Source organism: Pseudoalteromonas sp. ATL1 (assembly GCF_058933015.1).
In genome coordinates, this window is sequence record NZ_JBZYXL010000001.1 from 108,590 (window position 1) to 127,070 (window position 18,481).

General features: G+C 44.5%; 12 protein-coding genes and 4 rRNA genes. 6 read left to right on the forward strand and 10 right to left on the reverse strand.

Features of this window, described 5'->3' with window-relative positions:
• Nucleotides 1-9: 9 nt before the first annotated feature.
• Nucleotides 10-714 carry a 2OG-Fe(II) oxygenase gene (locus AC5FX4_RS00490; RefSeq protein ID WP_493604609.1) on the forward strand — a complete coding sequence of 235 codons (705 nt, stop codon included), beginning with the start codon at nt 10-12 and terminating at the stop codon, nt 712-714.
• A 13-nt stretch (nt 715-727) separates the two neighbouring features.
• Here the strand turns inward: AC5FX4_RS00490 and AC5FX4_RS00495 are convergent, their stop codons facing one another.
• Entirely contained in the window at nt 728-1,096 is a 369-nt protein-coding gene (locus AC5FX4_RS00495; RefSeq protein ID WP_493604610.1) for a YacL family protein, read from the reverse strand.
• Nucleotides 1,097-1,204: 108 nt separating this feature from the next.
• Here AC5FX4_RS00495 and AC5FX4_RS00500 point away from each other — a divergent pair, with 108 nt between their 5' ends.
• Entirely contained in the window at nt 1,205-2,116 is a 912-nt protein-coding gene (locus tag AC5FX4_RS00500; RefSeq protein WP_493604611.1) for an AEC family transporter, read from the forward strand.
• Here AC5FX4_RS00500 and AC5FX4_RS00505 read toward each other — a convergent pair.
• Nucleotides 2,096-2,335, reverse strand: a complete 240-nt coding sequence (locus tag AC5FX4_RS00505) for a hypothetical protein (protein ID WP_476294181.1) — start codon at nt 2,333-2,335, stop codon at nt 2,096-2,098. The two genes, AC5FX4_RS00500 and AC5FX4_RS00505, sit on opposite strands and share 21 nt — an antisense overlap.
• A 198-nt stretch (nt 2,336-2,533) precedes the next feature.
• On the opposite strand from AC5FX4_RS00505, the gene AC5FX4_RS00510 reads away from it, so the two are divergent.
• Nucleotides 2,534-3,853 carry a short-chain fatty acid transporter gene (locus AC5FX4_RS00510; protein WP_493604612.1) on the forward strand — a complete coding sequence of 440 codons (1,320 nt, stop codon included), beginning with the start codon at nt 2,534-2,536 and terminating at the stop codon, nt 3,851-3,853.
• Nucleotides 3,854-3,873: 20 nt separating this feature from the next.
• Here AC5FX4_RS00510 and AC5FX4_RS00515 read toward each other — a convergent pair whose 3' ends face one another.
• Entirely contained in the window at nt 3,874-4,887 is a 1,014-nt protein-coding gene (locus tag AC5FX4_RS00515; RefSeq protein ID WP_493604613.1) for a site-2 protease family protein, read from the reverse strand.
• A 144-nt stretch (nt 4,888-5,031) separates the two neighbouring features.
• Here AC5FX4_RS00515 and AC5FX4_RS00520 point away from each other — a divergent pair, with 144 nt between their 5' ends.
• Nucleotides 5,032-6,240, forward strand: a complete 1,209-nt coding sequence (locus AC5FX4_RS00520) for an EAL domain-containing response regulator (protein WP_493604614.1) — start codon at nt 5,032-5,034, stop codon at nt 6,238-6,240.
• Here the strand turns inward: AC5FX4_RS00520 and AC5FX4_RS00525 are convergent.
• Nucleotides 6,237-7,301, reverse strand: a complete 1,065-nt coding sequence (locus AC5FX4_RS00525) for a CNNM domain-containing protein (RefSeq protein ID WP_493604615.1) — start codon at nt 7,299-7,301, stop codon at nt 6,237-6,239. The genes AC5FX4_RS00520 and AC5FX4_RS00525 overlap by 4 nt on opposite strands.
• Before the next feature lie 106 nt (nt 7,302-7,407).
• Here AC5FX4_RS00525 and AC5FX4_RS00530 point away from each other — a divergent pair, with 106 nt between their 5' ends.
• A complete protein-coding gene (locus AC5FX4_RS00530) occupies nt 7,408-9,858 on the forward strand; it encodes an alpha/beta hydrolase family protein (protein WP_493604616.1) in 2,451 nt (816 codons plus the stop codon).
• A 236-nt stretch (nt 9,859-10,094) separates the two neighbouring features.
• Nucleotides 10,095-10,799, forward strand: coding sequence for a response regulator transcription factor (locus tag AC5FX4_RS00535; protein ID WP_493604617.1), 705 nt, complete (start codon nt 10,095-10,097; stop codon nt 10,797-10,799).
• On the opposite strand, the gene AC5FX4_RS00540 is transcribed toward AC5FX4_RS00535, so the two are convergent.
• The 6 genes from AC5FX4_RS00540 to AC5FX4_RS00565 form a co-directional block, all read right to left on the reverse strand.
• A complete protein-coding gene (locus AC5FX4_RS00540) occupies nt 10,796-12,307 on the reverse strand; it encodes a YifB family Mg chelatase-like AAA ATPase (RefSeq protein ID WP_493604618.1) in 1,512 nt (503 codons plus the stop codon). The genes AC5FX4_RS00535 and AC5FX4_RS00540 overlap by 4 nt on opposite strands.
• 23 nt (nt 12,308-12,330) lie before the next feature.
• The gene (locus AC5FX4_RS00545) at nt 12,331-12,945 is read right to left on the reverse strand and encodes a trimeric intracellular cation channel family protein (RefSeq protein WP_493604619.1); all 615 of its coding nucleotides are present in this window, start codon (nt 12,943-12,945) and stop codon (nt 12,331-12,333) included.
• Nucleotides 12,946-13,062: 117 nt separating this feature from the next.
• Nucleotides 13,063-13,177 (reverse strand): 5S ribosomal RNA (gene rrf / locus AC5FX4_RS00550).
• A gap of 43 nt (nt 13,178-13,220) precedes the next feature.
• Nucleotides 13,221-13,335: ribosomal RNA gene (rrf, locus tag AC5FX4_RS00555) — 5S ribosomal RNA — on the reverse strand.
• A 186-nt stretch (nt 13,336-13,521) separates the two neighbouring features.
• A 23S ribosomal RNA gene (locus AC5FX4_RS00560) occupies nt 13,522-16,500 on the reverse strand.
• Nucleotides 16,501-16,755: 255 nt separating this feature from the next.
• Nucleotides 16,756-18,294, reverse strand: a 16S ribosomal RNA gene (locus tag AC5FX4_RS00565).
• Together the 16S, 23S and 5S rRNA genes form the textbook arrangement of a ribosomal RNA operon.
• Between the last annotated feature and the right edge of the window lie 187 nt (nt 18,295-18,481).

Here is an 18,481-nt window from a genome sequence, read left to right on the forward strand (position 1 = left end):
AGGTACAACATGACAGATTTCATCGGCGTTTATGACAACGCACTCAGTGCTGAGTTTTGCGATCAATTTATTGATCTATTTGAACAAAGTCCACATTTAAAACAAGGCACGACATCTGGTGGCGTCGACCTTAACAAAAAAGTCAGCCAAGATCTGTACTTAAACGCACACCCAGAATATGCGCAACACCTGCAGCACATTCAACAGGTAACCGCACAGCATGTGTTTAACTATGCCGAAGAACACCTGTTTATGATCATTGGTGCTTTTGGACTAAAAGTTTACCACCCCAAAACAGGGCAGCCTGTGGATGTGACCTTTGATAACTTTGAAGAAGTGGCCAAGCCGCAACTGCCCGTTCTGGTACAGCAGTTATTCCGCCTGGGTAATATTCAAGCGCAAAAGTACGAAGTCAATAAAGGGGGATATCCATATTGGCATAGTGAAGTTTATCCGCAACTTGAACACAACGAAGCCTTACACCGTGTACTATTATTTATGTTCTACCTCAATGATGTGCACGAAGGGGGAGAAACCGAGTTCTATTATCAACAGAAGAAAATAGCGCCTAAAAAAGGCACCATGGTCATTGCACCTGGTTATTTCACGCATACTCATCGAGGGAATAAACCCATATCAAACGATAAGTATATCTTAACCTCTTGGGTGCTATTTCACCGTGCGGAGCAGATCTACGGCACGCCAAATAAGTGATAGACGATGGCATCTAACTTCGATTTAGAAATAGATGCCACGCCTCTAACAATTCAATAAAGTCCTCATACCCACAACCATTACAAAGGCCATGTTCATCAAGCTCAAGGGCATCATCGGCATACTGATCAAGCTCATCAGTTTGATGAAATAAAGCGTGTGCTTCAAATAATGCTTCATCATGAGATAAGGTAAAACGAATTTCACGTCCCTCTAAAACGATAGGCTGTTTGCTTACGTCAAGTTGCTTAGCTTGAGTGATTAATTGCGCGACGTTTTCGTGTGGTAACTCTTCCGACAACCAGCGCCCAACAAGCGTATGTTCATCGCTGATTTTTACTTTAAAGCCCGTGATAGGATCACGGATAAATTGATATTCCAAATTACTGCTCTATTTTTGCATTCTTTGCGTCACATTATACGCTTTCTTGCTTGAGACATACCATGCAAACTAGGATAATGGACAGCATTTACATTTAGAGCAAATGCCATGAGCACGTTAACGATTTTACTCCCTTTAGTGCTTTGTGTATGTCTTGGCTTTGTTTCGATGAAACAGAACATCATTAACAACTCTTGGTTAAACAAGCTGAGAGGCCTTATTTTCAATATTGCCATTCCTATCTTCCTATTTACAGGAATGTACAAGGCAAATTTGGATCAAGTACTATCGACTGAGTTGCTGGCTAGTTTTTATGTGCCCGTTATCGCCGTGTATGTCGCGTGTCTTGCGTTGACCCATACCCTATTTAAAGTAAATACCGATGACGCTGCACTCCTCGCGCTCGCATCAACCTATTCTAATACAGTGGTTGTGGGTCTACCGATTATTATTGCTAGCTTAGGCGCAAGTCACGGAGCCATGGTCTTTATGATCATCACCTTTCATAGTGCCCTATTGTTTTCCTTTACTTTTTTCTTTGCAATGAACAAAAAATTGCATTGGATAAGCGCTTTAAAACCGCTGTTGCTCAACCCAATTGTGGTGAGCATTAGCCTTGGGCTTATGTGTAACCTCATTCAATTGCCGCTGCCCAGTATGCTTATCGCGACCACCAGTGCACTCGCCTATCCAGTCATTTATAGCGCGCTATTTGTACTGGGTGCCAGTTTAACTAACTACGCCATCAAACAGGCATGGCGCACCGCACTGTATGTCAGTCTTATTAAACTCATTATATTACCACTTTGTGTGTATACGTTGGCAAAGTGGGGTTTGAACCTACCCCACGATCAAATTGCCGTCGTCACGTTAATGAGTGCCTCACCTCTTGGTGTCAATGCTTATCTCGTTGCTCGCCAATTAAAGCGCCAGCAAGCAATACTCGCCAGTAGCGTTGCGCTATCGACTGTCTTAAGTGCATTGACACTCGCCGCTTGGTTAGCGGCGCTCATACCTTGAGTAATCAACATATCTAGCGGCATCGATAATTGACCAGATATAAACGATTGGTAACAGCACCCAGCCAATTAAAATCCATGTTGTTGCTCCTGCAATTACCCAAAATAATGCGAAGAGAATAGCTGCACCAACGCGACCTTGCACCAGCTGACCTAAACCAGGAAAAAACAAATTACAAATTGCCGCAATCACATTACCGCCTGAACCTTGTCCTGCCATAACATCCTCTCTTATTTCTATTTCAAATCAGTTCTGAGTTAACTAATACACTTACCATGCCAAAAACAATAAACAAATATAAATCAACATATTAAAGCAAAAACTTCATAACGTGCGCATGTTTAATTTAGTCTAAAAGGCTAACTTTTGGTTTAAATGTTAGCTATGATTGAGCAAAAAATAATGACAGGATGATTTATGCTATATCGGATCACGCGCCCAGTGAGTAGTTTAGTAGAGCGCTACTTGCCCGACCCTTATGTATTTGTATTAATGCTGACCCTCGTCGTACTCGTTTTAGCCAGTACAGTAACACCATTTACCCCCATACAGGCAGTTGAAGCATGGGGCCAAGGTTTTTGGAACCTACTTAAATTTGCAATGCAAATGCTACTGATATTGGTATCAGGATATATGCTTGCTAGTACCCCTATCTGTGTACTGGCCTTGAATAAATTAGCTCACGTCGCCAAAAAACCCTTCCATGCCATTCTCATGGTGACCATTGTGGCAATGATGGCTAGTTGGCTTAACTGGGGATTTGGCCTTGTTGTTGGCGCGCTATTTGCTAAAGCATTAGCCAAACATATAGACGTGGATTACCGTGTACTTGTAGCCAGTGCTTACTCTGGATTTATTGTATGGCACGGTGGATTGTCGGGTTCAGTGCCATTAACCATTGCCAGTGAAGGACACTTTGCGCAAGAGGCCATCGGTATTATCAGCACTGAAAGCACGTTATTTTCGAGCTTTAATTTACTGATTTTAGTTGCATTACTGCTCATTTTACCAATTCTAAACATGTTGCTTTTACCCCCTAACGAACTACAAGTCACTGTTGATAAAAAACGTTTACAGGCACAAAGCGAAGCCCCAATTCAGCATGACACTGAACTCACCCCCGCACAACGCTTAGAGCAAAGTAAATGGCTTGGCATTACTGTAGGCTTGCTTGGCTGTGGTTATCTTATTTACTACTTTGCGATTGCTGGCGGGAAGTTAAATCTCAATAGTGTGATTGGGCTATTTTTATTTCTGGCAATATTACTTCACCAAACACCAGAGAGATTGCTAACAAGTTTACAAAATGCCATTACAGGTGGTGCAGGTATTGTGATCCAGTTCCCTTTTTATGCGGGCATTATGGCTGTGATGGTTGAGTCTGGTTTGGCCCAACAGATTTCATCGGCATTTGTATCCATTAGCAGCGCAGAAAGTTTACCATTTTGGAGTTTTATCAGTGCCGGTCTTGTAAATATTTTCGTCCCTTCCGGTGGTGGGCAGTGGGCCGTGCAAGCCCCTATCGTAATACCTGCAGCGCAAATGCTTGATGCCGATATTGCCCGTGTTGCGATGGCTGTCGCGTGGGGAGATGCGTGGACTAACCTTATCCAGCCATTTTGGGCACTGCCTGTTCTTGCCATAGCAGGTTTGAAAGCCCGCGACATTATGGGCTTTTGTTTACTGCAGCTGTTGGTCACTGGTGCAGTCATCGCGGCTTTGCTCTCTTGGGCATAGCCGTTTTCAAAACAGTGAGATCAGCTCGCTAAGACTTTCATTGGCAGGCTCAGTATAGCGCTTTCTGAGTCTGCAAAATGCATCATCACCGCCACATGCCCTGCAACAACCAAGACATACATCACAGCTGAAAATATCTGGCCATATCTATCTAGCGGCAACAAATGAGATGTATGGCGCGCCCTCCATTCGAATAAGATTTCGAGACTTCCAATAAATAGAAAGAACACCAGTAACATCAAGCCGAATGTGTAGCTGATCCATAGCCCTAAAGCGACACCGCCCATACACACCAATAATCCAACCCAAGAACGCATCGAGAAACTGATACTTTTTAATACATGACCGCCATCCAGAGGAAGGATGGGCAATAGATTAAACAAATTCAACAGCGCACTCAGTACCGCGACTCCCGCAAATATTTCCATCTCGGTGGCATAATACAAAATCACACCTAAAACGGAGGTAATTAGACCAAACGCGGGACCCATTAAAGAAATCACCACATCTTGCCAACGGGTGGCTATCTTATCGTCGCTGACCGCAAGCCCTCCAACAAATGGGATCAAATAAATACCTTTGGTTTTTATTTTAAAATACTGCATAGCGCGAACGTGGCCGTACTCATGAACAACTAAACAAGCAATCAACAAGAGCGCAAATTGCCATGAAAATAACCACGCGTAGCCTGCTACTGAAGCGCCCGCTAATGCAGCTTTCACCACTTTTGCACTTTTAAAAATCTTAAAGCCCAGTGCGGCAAGTCCAAAAATGCTTTTTTTATTCTCTACTTGAGTAGCTGGCAATGCCAGCCATTGCCAAGAGACACCATCGATGCATATACCCAATTGCTGCGTCCCTAATTGAGTTGTATCGAATTGCAATACTCCATGCTCATAGGTGCACTCAACAACATCATCTGATATAGGTTCAATCGCAAGCGCTTGTTGTTGGTAAAAAACCTGCAATAGCTGTTCATTATTAAAAAATGCCGAGAAGCGATGCTCGCCAATGGTAAATTCAACTCGTGTCATAAATCATCGAAGATTGTTGTTTTCAGCATTATCCCAATTAAAGGCACGCATGACAAACATGCATTTCAAACGTATTTTGATTACATTTCATACAAGGTGTACTAGACTTTAGGAGATGCGAATACGCAACCTAAGGATTTGGATATGAATACGCCTAACCGACAAGTCATGGTCGTAGACGACTCCCAAGCCATTTTGATGGTTATGAAAGCGATGCTTACCGAACTTGGGATCACAAACGTGACCGCATGTTCAAGCGCTTCTCAAGCCCTCGCGAAGATTGCGCAAGCACCAAGAAGCTTTGATGCTATTTTTACCGATCTAAATATGCCTGAAGTGGATGGGATGGAGTTTATCCGTCAGCTTGGTGAAATTAAATATCCCGGCGGCGTGGTGATCATTTCTGATATGGACCCCAAGATTATCGACTTAGCATCCAACCTTGCTCGTCAATCAAACGCACATCTGATAGGCAATATAACCAAACCCATCCAATTAAAAGAAGTGGACCGGTTACTCAAAAAACTCGAAACGTTTATAGCACCTGAAAAACGTAATTGTGATCCCATCACGCAGTCGGAGTTATTACACGCGATCAGTCATAGAGAAATAACGCCGTTCTATCAACCAAAAGTCAATCGCGCTTCCAAGTCAATCGAAAGCATCGAAGTATTAGCAAGAATTGTCACTGAACAAAAAACACATACCGTTATGCCAGAGCAATTCATCACGCTGGCCGAAGATCTTGATCTCATCAATTTAATTACTTTTCAATTGTTTGAAAAAGCAACGGAAGAGTTTAGAGAAATACGTACGGAACTCCCTCACAACGTGACACTGGCTTTTAACCTATCACCGGTGCAATTAGATGACCTGAATTGCCCAGACAAGTTATCGCTCATTTTAGAATTGAGTCGACTCAAGCCAGAGGATGTTATTCTAGAAATTACTGAACATATTCCGTTAAATAGTAGCGTGCAACTTGAGACGCTAAACCGCTTACGTATGCGGGGTTTTTCAATCTCATTAGATGACTTTGGTACCGGTTTTACCAATATAAATCAACTTAAAACCCTCCCTTTCACGGAAATAAAAATAGACCGTTCTCTCATTACCCATATTGACTCAGATAGATTTTCGCAAGTCATTGTTGACGGCCTTATCGACATCGCTCAAAACGAACAAATTGGCATTGTCGCCGAAGGCATCGAACGGATTGAAGAACTTCAATATCTAGACAGATACAAACATAATTTATTGATGCAGGGCTTTTTGATCAGTCGACCCAAAGCCAAGGCGGAATTTGTCCGCTGGATCCACTCTTGGCTTAGAATGATGAACTCGAATACCTAACGCTCTTCTGAATCGGTTTCGATCAAATGGCTGTGCGCATCAACGCGTTCACGCCATTTGCGCTTTGCGGCTTGCTGCATATTGGTAGACTGATCTCGCTCATCAATAATGTCCATTCCCATGAGCGACTCCAGCATATCTTCCAAAGTCACAATCCCTTGTATATCACCATATTCATCAATGACTAGCGCTATATGCACGCGCTTTTCCAACAAAGTTTGAAACAAGGTTGCTGCGTTGAGTGTTTCAGGAACCGTATAAAGAGGTTTAACCAACTTACCGATTTTATAATCTTCACCAAGCCTGTGATAAGCAAGCATAATATCGTTCTTATGTACAAAGCCAATGATGTCATCACTGTTTTTATCAAACACCAGTATACGCGAGAAAGGTACCGAACCGTGCTCCGATAGATATTCATTAACCGTCATATCTTTGTGGATCTTAAATAAAACCGTTCTTGGTGTCATAACATGTTCAAGTTTTGCATGTCTAAACTGCAACAAACTGCGTATTGTTTCAGACTCTTCTTGGTGCAACGCACCTGCTTCAGAGCCTATTTCAGCCATCGCCTCGATTTCTTGGCGAATATAATGCGCTTCACTCTCTTTTGTGCCAATTAAGCGTGTTAACATATCTGACATCCACACAAATGGCTTAAGTATGCGTACAAGCCACATTAATGAGCTGGTAACAATCGGAGTCAGAGCACGCCAGTAGGTCGCCCCCAGTGTTTTAGGAATAATTTCAGAGAGTACCAGTACCAATAAGGTCATTACCGCAGACGCAATACCGACCGCAGCATCAGAGAATACGACGGCTGCTTGTGCGCCTACCCCAGCAGCACCGGCGGTATGGGCGACTGTATTCAACGTCAAAATGGCAGCCAAGGGCTTATCTATACTATCTTTTAATAGCTGTACTCTTTGCGCTAGCTTGGGTTTGTCTTTTTTAAGCACGGCAATATAGCTTGGCGTAATGCTGAGCAATACAGCCTCCATGACTGAACACAGGAATGAAATACCAATGGCCAACGCCATGTAAGTCACCAATAAAAACAACCGAAACTCCTCATTTAGTGTTAAACGGCACTGACCGCAAGTTTGCAGTCCTGACCTTGATATATGCTATATTGGGTCAAAATTATTACCTACAATAGGCGCAAACATGATTTTACGCACTGCGGTTACTTTACTCATTTCATCCATGGCTATGCAACTTAATGCAGCACCGTTGGATAAAGGACAAATACAATTCATTGGCCCAATAAAAACACATACAAATATTAAGCCAAATAATACGGCTTATCAGGCCCAAATCATACAATCTTTATTACCGAGTTTACAAAAACAAGCAGATTCACTGCAGGTATTTGGCAAAAAACTCGATTGGCAAAACTTGCAAAACGTCGATGCTTTGACAATGCCCGGCCTACAAGCACTCAAGTTCAACTTTACTACGACACGATTTGTGCAGGGTAAGTTATCACTAAAAGGTATCGAGAAAGCTCATGTGTTTTTGGATGGCGTGCTATTAAGCACAAAAGATAGCTTTGATATAGAAGCCGTGACAGGTGATCACCAACTAATCGTGATCGCTGAGCAGGTCAATAATTGGCATGAAGTAAGCGTTGACTACGCGCCAAAATCAGAACATGACATCATTTCGATACACCGAGAAAAACAACATGCATTGTCTGCAAAACAATTGTTCGATGCGCCTACAATCAGTGCTATCTCACAATCGCCAGATGGTCAGTACTACGTTATTAGCACGCGCCAATATGCAGATGACACTGCCAATAAAGCTCAAACACAAACCCTCCTAAAAGACAAGAATGACAAAGTTCTCTATCAATTTGCAAATACCTCTGCAAATGCAATAGCTTGGCGTCCTGACTCCAAACAAGTTGCTTATAGCCAAGATGGCAAAGTGACTTTACTAAATCTAAATGATCTAAGCACACAACAAATAACAAGCTCGCTAGAAAGTGCGAGTGGCTTTGAGTATTTTGACAAAAATACGCTGGTATTTTCTTGGTCTCAAAGTGGCAAAACTCAAGAGCTAGTTAAACACTACCAAGGACTTGATGATCGCTGGTCATATGGAAGAAACAACAGCCAAATTTACTTTTTAGATACACAGTCAGGCCTGATCAACGGCCTCACGGAAGGTACTCTAAGCCATCATCTAGAAGATCATGATGAAAAACGAGGCACTTTACTATTAAGCCGCAGCCTACAGGATTACAAAGCACCGCCTCATTCTATGACTGAACTCGTAGAATTAAATGTTACCACTGGCGAACAAACGGTGCTTGGCCGCTATCGTACTTTCAACCTTGCAAAATATAGCAAAAAAGGCCTCTACATCGTGGCTGGTCCCGACTTTTTAGGGGGGGTAGGCAGAGCTTTACCTAAAGATACTTTAGCAAACAACTATGATGGCCAACTATACCTACTAGACGAACATGGCCAAAAGCCAAAAGCCTTGAGCAAAACCTTTGATCCAGCAATTACTTCTATCCAAGTATTAAATAATGGCGATGTATTACTCAAAGCAAAAGATGAAGACAAACAGCCTCTGTTTTTATTTGATGAAAGTAAATCGCAGTTCAAGCGAGTCAAAACAGGTCTTGATGTAGTAGACACATATCAAGTAGCAAGTAATCGCAGCACGGATGTTTTATTGACTGGCACTCAAGCCTCCGCTCCTCAACAACTAAAACGCGTCTCTCTTAAAAGTAATCGTGCAGAGACTATTTGGGACTCTAAAGATGAAGCTTATACAAATACGAATATAGCAACACTCGAAGAGTTCAACTTTAAAAACAAAGAAGGCGTTGAAATTAAAGGTCGAGTTTACATTCCACATGGCTTGGACAAAACTAAGAAACACCCCGCGTTAATCTATTACTATGGCGGTACGTCACCAGTTTCTCGTGCATTTACAGGCCGTTACCCATTCAATTTATGGGCAGCAAACGGCTATGTTGTTTATGTATTACAACCAACAGGTGCAACCGGTTTTGGTCAAGCATTTTCAGCCAAACATGTGAACGCTTGGGGAGATCATACCGCTCAAGATATTATTGATGGCACAACCGCATTTACACAGGCATATCCATTTGTTGATAAAAACCGCTTGGGTAATTTAGGTGCATCTTACGGCGGTTTCATGACAATGTTACTCGCGACTAAAACTGACATGTTTAGTGCATCTATCTCCCATGCAGGGATCTCAAACATCACCTCATACTGGGGACAAGGTTGGTGGGGTTATAGTTATTCTGGTGAAGCTTCAAAAAATAGCTTCCCTTGGAATAATCCAACACTTTACTCGCAACACAGTCCGGTGTTTCACGCAGATAAAGTCACAACGCCATTACTTCTACTCCACGGGGATGCCGATACTAATGTGCCTGTTGGTGAGAGTCACAATATGTACACAGCGCTGAAGCTTTTAGGAAAAGACGTAGAATTAATCGAGTATAAAAATGCCGACCATCAAATCTTTGCACGAGATCGTCGCTTCCATTGGTGGAATACTATATTGGCTTACTTTGATATGCATCTAAAAGACCAACCTCAGTGGTGGAATTCCATTTATAACAAATAAACTGTTCATTTAAGGAGTAGACATTGGCTACTCCTTAAATTTATATTTATTCATGAAATAGAGAAATATCGCATACTTATTCTACTTATCCGACCATTTCAGCTTAGTCATCTATAAATACGCCTTTCCAATTGCATGTTTTTAACTCATTTTATTGCAAAAATATCACCTTAAGCTTCTCACCTGTGATTTTACAGTGCTAATATATACGTAATTATTGAATAGATAACGATATTATGAGTATTCACGTATTACTGGTAGAAGATGATGAACTTTTAGCCAAGCGTATTCTAAGCCATTTCGCAGATACTGAATTTGTGATCAAGGTAGACAATACCGGTGCTGAAGCCCTCAACTATGTTCAGCAAGCAAGCAATACGGACTCGTCGATTTCTATCGCTATTGTGGATATAGTACTACCTGCAACGGATGGCTTAGAGCTCGCTAAAGAGCTCAATACATTAACAGATATTGGCGTGATCATGCTTTCAAGCCGAGATTCCCAAGCTGACCGTATCGCAGGGCTAGCCCAAGGCGCCGACGACTATGTTTGTAAACCGGTTGATTTGCTAGAACTAGAACTGCGCATGCGCGCTCTGTACAAGCGTATTTCGCAAAATGCTGATGACGATGAATCTGAAGAATTCATTGAATATGCCGATTTCAAACTACACCCAGACAATCGTACTTTGATTAACCCAGCTGGAGAGGAATCTCGGCTGACCGAAGCAGAACATAAAGTACTTATTTGCCTTATTTCCAACGCAGGAAAAGCCACGTCTCGAGAAAAAATATCAGAAGACATTGGCCAACCCGATTGGAGCCCAAATGACAGAACGGTAGACGTTTTAGTTGGTCGTTTACGTAAAAAACTAGGCGACGAAAAAGACCAAAAACGTATTGTCACTGTACGTGGTAAAGGCTACATGCTTTCTACTTAACATTTGGTTAGCTGATTGAGTAGCCGCTCAAAAGCCCGATAACTTAAGGCTTCCTTGATAGCAGCCAGCGTAATATCGGGTTCTTGATTTAGATCTGAAATAGTGCGCGCCACTTTTATCACTCGATGATAGCTACGAGGTGACAACTTCAACTTATCAACGGCATTGGCAAGAAACTGTTTCTGAACAGTACCTAATGCACAATACTGGCTCAACTCTTGGTTACTCAAGCGCGCGTTATTCTTCCCCTGACGCGTGATAGCAAAATGATGAGCCCGCTCAACTCGAGCTTTAATAGAAGCCGTACTCTCTTCTTCTCGTTCACTTTGCAGCTCTTCGATACTTAATCTTGGTAGTTCTACCTGTAAGTCAATTCGATCAATGAAAGGCCCTGATATCTTTGCCAGATACCTTAACACTTGATCGGGCGTTGCTCGTTTATCCTCATGATGACCTGTTGGGCTAGGGTTTAGCGCTGCAATTAACTGAAAGCGAGCTGGAAAATCAACTTGTATCGCAGCTCTTGATATTGTTACAACACCTGTTTCCATGGGTTCTCGCAAAGAGTCGAGCACTTTCCTTTCATACTCGGGTAACTCGTCCAAAAAAAGCACACCATTGTGAGAGAGTGAGATTTCACCTGGTCTAGGTTTAGAAGAACCACCCACTAAGGCAACCGCAGAGCATGTATGGTGAGGGCTTCTGAACGGACGTTGACGCCAATTTTGTAGATCTATATCTTGACCAATGAGGGAATAAATGGAAGCTGTTTCTAGCGCTTCTGGATCCTGCATGGTTGGCATAATGCCCGGCATTCGCTGAGCCAGCATAGACTTGCCCGTACCCGGTGGCCCAACAAATAATAAGTTATGCCCACCCGCCGCAGCGATTTCCAATACCCTTTTGCCTGCAGCTTGTCCCTTTACCTCACTCATATCAAGTGGGTGAATGGAGTGAGCGATTGTTTTTGGGTAACTCACACTTAGCGGTAATGACTGTTGGCCGTGTATATCTAACCAAAGCTCGGTTAATGACGTAATTGCCTTTCTTTGTGCACCTGATGCCAAGCTCGCGATCTGATCATTCTTCAGTGGTAAGTAAACACACCGATTAGCCGAATGCGCCGCTAATATGGCAGGCAAAATAGCATGAACCGGCTGCACTTCTCCACTTAATGCCAGTTCCCCAAAAAACTCAAAGTGTTGTAAAGCTGAGTTTTCTATCTGTCCTGACGCGGCTAAGATCCCCACCGCAATTGCCAAATCAAAACGCCCACCTTCTTTTGGTAGATCGGCAGGCGCCAAATTGACGGTAATACGCTGCTCTGGAAATAAAAAGTTAGAATTGGTAACCGCAGAGCGCACTCGCTCCTTTGCTTCTTTAACTGAAGCTTCGGGCAGACCGACAATATGAAAAGCTGGTAAACCATTACTTAAGTGCACTTCCACTGTAACTTGAGGTGCAATGATCCCGACTTGTGCGCGGGTATATATTTTGGCAAGCGACATATCCTTGTCTCTCTATAATTAAATTATTCTGGGTATTTAAACACATGTAAAACCAAATTAAAGCGCATTGCCAATAATCGCAAGAGCAATGTCGCGCTCATCGCGCAAATCATTGCTAACTCAATTGCAAATGACCAATGTAGCATCTGAGTATAAACAATCCCGCCCAAAATACAGGTTATTGCATACAACTGCCCTTTTAGTAATAACGGTATTTCCCCAGCTAAAACATCTCGGATCACGCCGCCAAAACACCCGGTTAAAACCCCCATTATGATAGCCGTTGTATCTGGCATCCCGATATTCAACGCTTTTTGAACCCCCATAACCGCAAAAAATGCCAGTCCAAAAGCATCTGCAACATGAAGGACTTGCTTAGGGATCGGCTTTTGCTTATTTAAAAATAGAATACAAATAAAAATGGCGCTGAAAATTGCCATAAAATAGCTCGTATCGTGCAACCAGAATACGGGGACGTCTAAAATAATATCTCGTAAAGTACCGCCACCTATCCCTGTTGCCGTTGCGAGCACAATCACACCAAAACCATCCATGTGCTTACTGTGTGCTATGAGTGTGCCAGAAATAGCGAACACCATAACACCAAGCAAATCAAACCAATGTATAAGCTCTGTCATTTGTCTTATTCCAATCGTAAAAATATTAGTTTCTTGAAGAGTGAAGTCATTAGCAGCATAGTTGGCTACAACGAAAAAAGCCCGATTCTTTCGAATCGGGCTTTTTCTTAATTAGGTGCCTGACGATGTTCTACTTTCACATGGCAGCTGCCACACTATCATCGACGCTGTTTCGTTTCACTTCTGAGTTCGGCATGGGGTCAGGTGGGTCCAAAACGCTATTATCATCAAGCAAATTCTTTACTTTAGTTTTTATTATTTATTTTTAAATTAGGACCTGGCGATGTTCTACTTTCACATGGCAGCTGCCACACTATCATCGACGCTGTTTCGTTTCACTTCTGAGTTCGGCATGGGGTCAGGTGGTTCCAAAACGCTATAGTCACCAGGAAAACTGGAGTGCAAATGGTTAATGACTTCAAGCTTTGCTTGAGCATTTCATTTGCGCAAGGTGAATATCAAGCAACACTGCTGTCGCGACCTTCACTTTGCTTAAATCTGGAAAAATTCTGATAATTCGTAAAAATCTACTTTAGTTAATACTAACTTCTGTCGCTTAAACCACTTTGGCGTTGTATGGTTAAGCCTCACGGGTAATTAGTACTGGTTAGCTTAACGTATCACTACGCTTCCACACCCAGCCTATCAACGTTGTAGTCTCCAACGGCCCTTCAGTTAACTTAAAGTTAAAGTGAGAACTCATCTCGAGGCTCGCTTCCCGCTTAGATGCTTTCAGCGGTTATCGATCCCGAACGTAGCTACCGGGCAATGCAATTGGCATCACAACCCGAACACCAGCGGTTCGTCCACTCCGGTCCTCTCGTACTAGGAGCAGCCCCTCTCAATTCTCAAACGCCCACGGCAGATAGGGACCGAACTGTCTCACGACGTTCTAAACCCAGCTCGCGTACCACTTTAAATGGCGAACAGCCATACCCTTGGGACCGACTTCAGCCCCAGGATGTGATGAGCCGACATCGAGGTGCCAAACACCGCCGTCGATATGAACTCTTGGGCGGTATCAGCCTGTTATCCCCGGAGTACCTTTTATCCGTTGAGCGATGGCCCTTCCATTCAGAACCACCGGATCACTATGACCTACTTTCGTACCTGCTCGACGTGTCTGTCTCGCAGTTAAGCTGGCTTCTACCATTACACTAACCGTACGATGTCCGACCGTACTTAGCCAACCTTCGTGCTCCTCCGTTACTCTTTGGGAGGAGACCGCCCCAGTCAAACTACCCACCAGGCACTGTCCTCAATCCCGATAAGGGACCTAAGTTAGAACATCAAACATACAAGGGTGGTATTTCAAGGTCGGCTCCACGATGACTGGCGTCACCGCTTCAAAGCCTCCCACCTATCCTACACATGTAGGCTCAATGTTCAGTGCCAAGCTGTAGTAAAGGTTCACGGGGTCTTTCCGTCTAGCCGCGGGTACACAGCATCTTCACTGCGATTTCAATTTCACTGAGTCTCGGGTGGAGACAGCGTGGCCATGGTTACACCATTCGTGCAGGTCGGAACTTACCCGACAAGGAATTTCGCTACCTTAGGACCGTTATAGTTACGGCCGCCGTTTACCGGGGCTTCGATCAAGAGCTTCGACTTACGTCTAACCCCATCAATTAACCTTCCGGCACCGGGCAGGTGTCACACCGTATACGTCATCTTACGATTTTGCACAGTGCTGTGTTTTTAATAAACAGTCCCAGCCACCTGGTCACTGCGGCTGTCGTCAGCTTAAGGAGTAAATCCCATCACCAACAACAGCGTACCTTCTCCCGAAGTTACGGTACAATTTTGCCTAGTTCCTTCACCCGAGTTCTCTCAAGCGCCTTAGTATTCTCTACCTGACCACCTGTGTCGGTTTGGGGTACGATTCGAAATAATCTGAAGCTTAGAGGCTTTTCCTGGAAGTAGGGCATCAGTAACTTCACACCCGTAGGTGCTCGTCTCGTGTCTCAGCCTTAAGAACCCGGATTTTCCTAAGTTCTCAGCCTACGCACTTTCACATGGACAACCAACGCCATGCTTACTTAGCCTGCTCCGTCCCCCCATCGCAATTATTCCAAGTACGGGAATATTAACCCGTTTCCCATCGACTACGCTCTTCAGCCTCGCCTTAGGGGTCGACTTACCCTACCCTGATTAACATGGGATAGGAACCCTTGGTCTTCCGGCGTGCGGGTTTTTCACCCGCATTGTCGTTACTCATGTCAGCATTCGCACTTCTGATACCTCCAGCATACCTCCCGGTACACCTTCAACGGCTTACAGAACGCTCCCCTACCCCGCGAATATACCCCGAAACTATCTCTTACCAACTCAACGTGTTGGTCGCTTGACCGTTGGGCACTTCGTGCGTCAACGTTAATCTTAAAATAGTTTGGGTGGTATATTCGCAGCCGCAGCTTCGGTGGTATGTTTAGCCCCGTTACATCTTCCGCGCAGGCCGACTCGACTAGTGAGCTATTACGCTTTCTTTAAAGGGTGGCTGCTTCTAAGCCAACCTCCTAGCTGTTTTAGCCTTCCCACATCGTTTCCCACTTAACATACACTTTGGGACCTTAGCTGGCGGTCTGGGTTGTTTCCCTCTTCACGACGGACGTTAGCACCCGCCGTGTGTCTCCCGGATAGTACTTTACGGTATTCGGAGTTTGCAAAGGGTTGGTAAGTCGGGATGACCCCCTAGCCTTAACAGTGCTCTACCCCCGTAAGTATTCGTCCGAGGCTCTACCTAAATAGATTTCGGGGAGAACCAGCTATCTCCCGGTTTGATTAGCCTTTCACTCCTAGCCACAGGTCATCCCCTAACTTTTCAACGTTAGTGGGTTCGGTCCTCCAGTTGATGTTACTCAACCTTCAACCTGCCCATGGCTAGATCACCGGGTTTCGGGTCTATACCTTGCAACTAAGCGCCCAGTTAAGACTCGCTTTCGCTACGGCTACCCTATTCGGTTAACCTCGCTACAAAATATAAGTCGCTGACCCATTATACAAAAGGTACGCAGTCACACCACGAAGGTGCTCCTACTGCTTGTACGTACACGGTTTCAGGTTCTATTTCACTCCCCTCACAGGGGTTCTTTTCGCCTTTCCCTCACGGTACTGGTTCACTATCGGTCAGTTGGGAGTATTTAGCCTTGGAGGATGGTCCCCCCATATTCAGTCAAAGTTTCACGTGCTCCGACCTACTCGATTTCACTTTAGATAAGTTTTTGTGTACGGGACTATCACCCTGTGTCGTCATACTTTCCAGAATGTTCCACTAACTACACTAAAGCTTAAGGGCTAGTCCGATTTCGCTCGCCGCTACTTTCGGAATCTCGGTTGATTTCTTTTCCTACGGGTACTTAGATGTTTCAGTTCTCCGCGTTCGCTTCATACAGCTATGTATTCACTGCATGATGACCCAAAGGGCCGGGTTTCCCCATTCGGAAATCCTAGTCTCAAGCGCCTCTTACTGGCTCAACTAGGCTTATCGCAAGTTAGTACGTCCTTCATCGCCTCCAACTGCCAAGGCATCCACCGTGTACGCTTAGTCACTTAACCATACAACCCAAAATGGTTTGTATCGTCAAAGACAGTTTAACTTCGCCAGAAGTTAATATTGAATACTAAAGTAGACGCTAATAAATCTTAAGATTTATCGGCATGTTTTACTTTTGAAAACTCTTTATAGATATAAATATCTACAAGAATTAATTATCAGCTTTTCCAAATTTTTAAAGAGCAATATCACTCAGTCATAAGACCAAGCAACAATCATCTGTGTGGACACTACGAACAAATAAGTTCTAAATCGTATAAGGAGGTGATCCAGCCCCAGGTTCCCCTAGGGCTACCTTGTTACGACTTCACCCCAGTCATGAATCACTCCGTGGTGATCGCCCTCCCGAAGGTTAGGCTAACCACTTCTGGAGCAACCCACTCCCATGGTGTGACGGGCGGTGTGTACAAGGCCCGGGAACGTATTCACCGCGGCATTCTGATCCGCGATTACTAGCGATTCCGACTTCATGGAGTCGAGTTGCAGACTCCAATCCGGACTACGACGCACTTTAAGTGATTCGCTGACTCTCGCGAGCTCGCAGCACTCTGTATGCGCCATTGTAGCACGTGTGTAGCCCTACACGTAAGGGCCATGATGACTTGACGTCGTCCCCACCTTCCTCCGGTTTATCACCGGCAGTCTCCTTAGAGTTCCCGACCGAATCGCTGGCAACTAAGGATAGGGGTTGCGCTCGTTGCGGGACTTAACCCAACATCTCACAACACGAGCTGACGACAGCCATGCAGCACCTGTATCAGAGTTCCCGAAGGCACTAATCTATCTCTAGAAAATTCTCTGTATGTCAAGTGTAGGTAAGGTTCTTCGCGTTGCATCGAATTAAACCACATGCTCCACCGCTTGTGCGGGCCCCCGTCAATTCATTTGAGTTTTAACCTTGCGGCCGTACTCCCCAGGCGGTCTACTTAATGCGTTAGCTTTGAAAAAGTCCTCCGAAGAGTCCAGCTTCTAGTAGACATCGTTTACGGCGTGGACTACCAGGGTATCTAATCCTGTTTGCTCCCCACGCTTTCGTACATGAGCGTCAGTGTTGACCCAGGTGGCTGCCTTCGCCATCGGTATTCCTTCAGATCTCTACGCATTTCACCGCTACACCTGAAATTCTACCACCCTCTATCACACTCTAGTTTGCCAGTTCGAAATGCAGTTCCCAGGTTAAGCCCGGGGCTTTCACATCTCGCTTAACAAACCGCCTGCGTACGCTTTACGCCCAGTAATTCCGATTAACGCTCGCACCCTCCGTATTACCGCGGCTGCTGGCACGGAGTTAGCCGGTGCTTCTTCTGTAAGTAACGTCACAGCTGAATGCTATTAACATCCAACCTTTCCTCCTTACTGAAAGTGCTTTACAACCCGAAGGCCTTCTTCACACACGCGGCATGGCTGCATCAGGCTTGCGCCCATTGTGCAATATTCCCCACTGCTGCCTCCCGTAGGAGTCTGGGCCGTGTCTCAGTCCCAGTGTGGCTGATCATCCTCTCAAACCAGCTAGGGATCGTCGCCTTGGTGAGCCATTACCTCACCAACTAGCTAATCCCACTTGGGCCAATCTTTAGGCGTGAGGCCCGAAGGTCCCCCACTTTGGTCCGTAGACATCATGCGGTATTAGCAGTCGTTTCCAACTGTTGTCCCCCACCTAAAGGCATGTTCCCAAGCATTACTCACCCGTCCGCCGCTCGTCATCTTCTAGCAAGCTAGAAATGTTACCGCTCGACTTGCATGTGTTAGGCCTGCCGCCAGCGTTCAATCTGAGCCATGATCAAACTCTTCAATTAAAAGTTTTTTGAAACCGAAGCTTCGTGCTCATTGAATTCTGATTTTGATTTCCCTTTATAAAAGAAAAATCGAATTGACTGTGCTGAAACAAGTAAACTTGTTTCCGTTGGTCACTCAGTTCAATTGAGACTCTAAATTTGTTTGCATCCTCTAGCGAGGCTAGATTTTGCTGTTAGAACTCAATTT

Excerpts from the sequence above, each read along its gene's own strand:
- AC5FX4_RS00490 (WP_493604609.1), top strand. The coding sequence starts at position 10 with ATGACAGATTTCATCGGCGTTTATGACAACGCACTCAGTGCTGAGTTT.
- AC5FX4_RS00510 (WP_493604612.1), top strand. The coding sequence starts at position 2,534 with ATGCTATATCGGATCACGCGCCCAGTGAGTAGTTTAGTAGAGCGCTAC.
- AC5FX4_RS00535 (WP_493604617.1), top strand. The coding sequence starts at position 10,095 with ATGAGTATTCACGTATTACTGGTAGAAGATGATGAACTTTTAGCCAAG.
- AC5FX4_RS00545 (WP_493604619.1), bottom strand. The coding sequence starts at position 12,945 with ATGACAGAGCTTATACATTGGTTTGATTTGCTTGGTGTTATGGTGTTC.
- AC5FX4_RS00540 (WP_493604618.1), bottom strand. The coding sequence starts at position 12,307 with ATGTCGCTTGCCAAAATATATACCCGCGCACAAGTCGGGATCATTGCA.
- AC5FX4_RS00505 (WP_476294181.1), bottom strand. The coding sequence starts at position 2,335 with ATGGCAGGACAAGGTTCAGGCGGTAATGTGATTGCGGCAATTTGTAAT.
- AC5FX4_RS00500 (WP_493604611.1), top strand. The coding sequence starts at position 1,205 with ATGAGCACGTTAACGATTTTACTCCCTTTAGTGCTTTGTGTATGTCTT.
- AC5FX4_RS00520 (WP_493604614.1), top strand. The coding sequence starts at position 5,032 with ATGAATACGCCTAACCGACAAGTCATGGTCGTAGACGACTCCCAAGCC.
- AC5FX4_RS00530 (WP_493604616.1), top strand. The coding sequence starts at position 7,408 with ATGATTTTACGCACTGCGGTTACTTTACTCATTTCATCCATGGCTATG.
- AC5FX4_RS00515 (WP_493604613.1), bottom strand. The coding sequence starts at position 4,887 with ATGACACGAGTTGAATTTACCATTGGCGAGCATCGCTTCTCGGCATTT.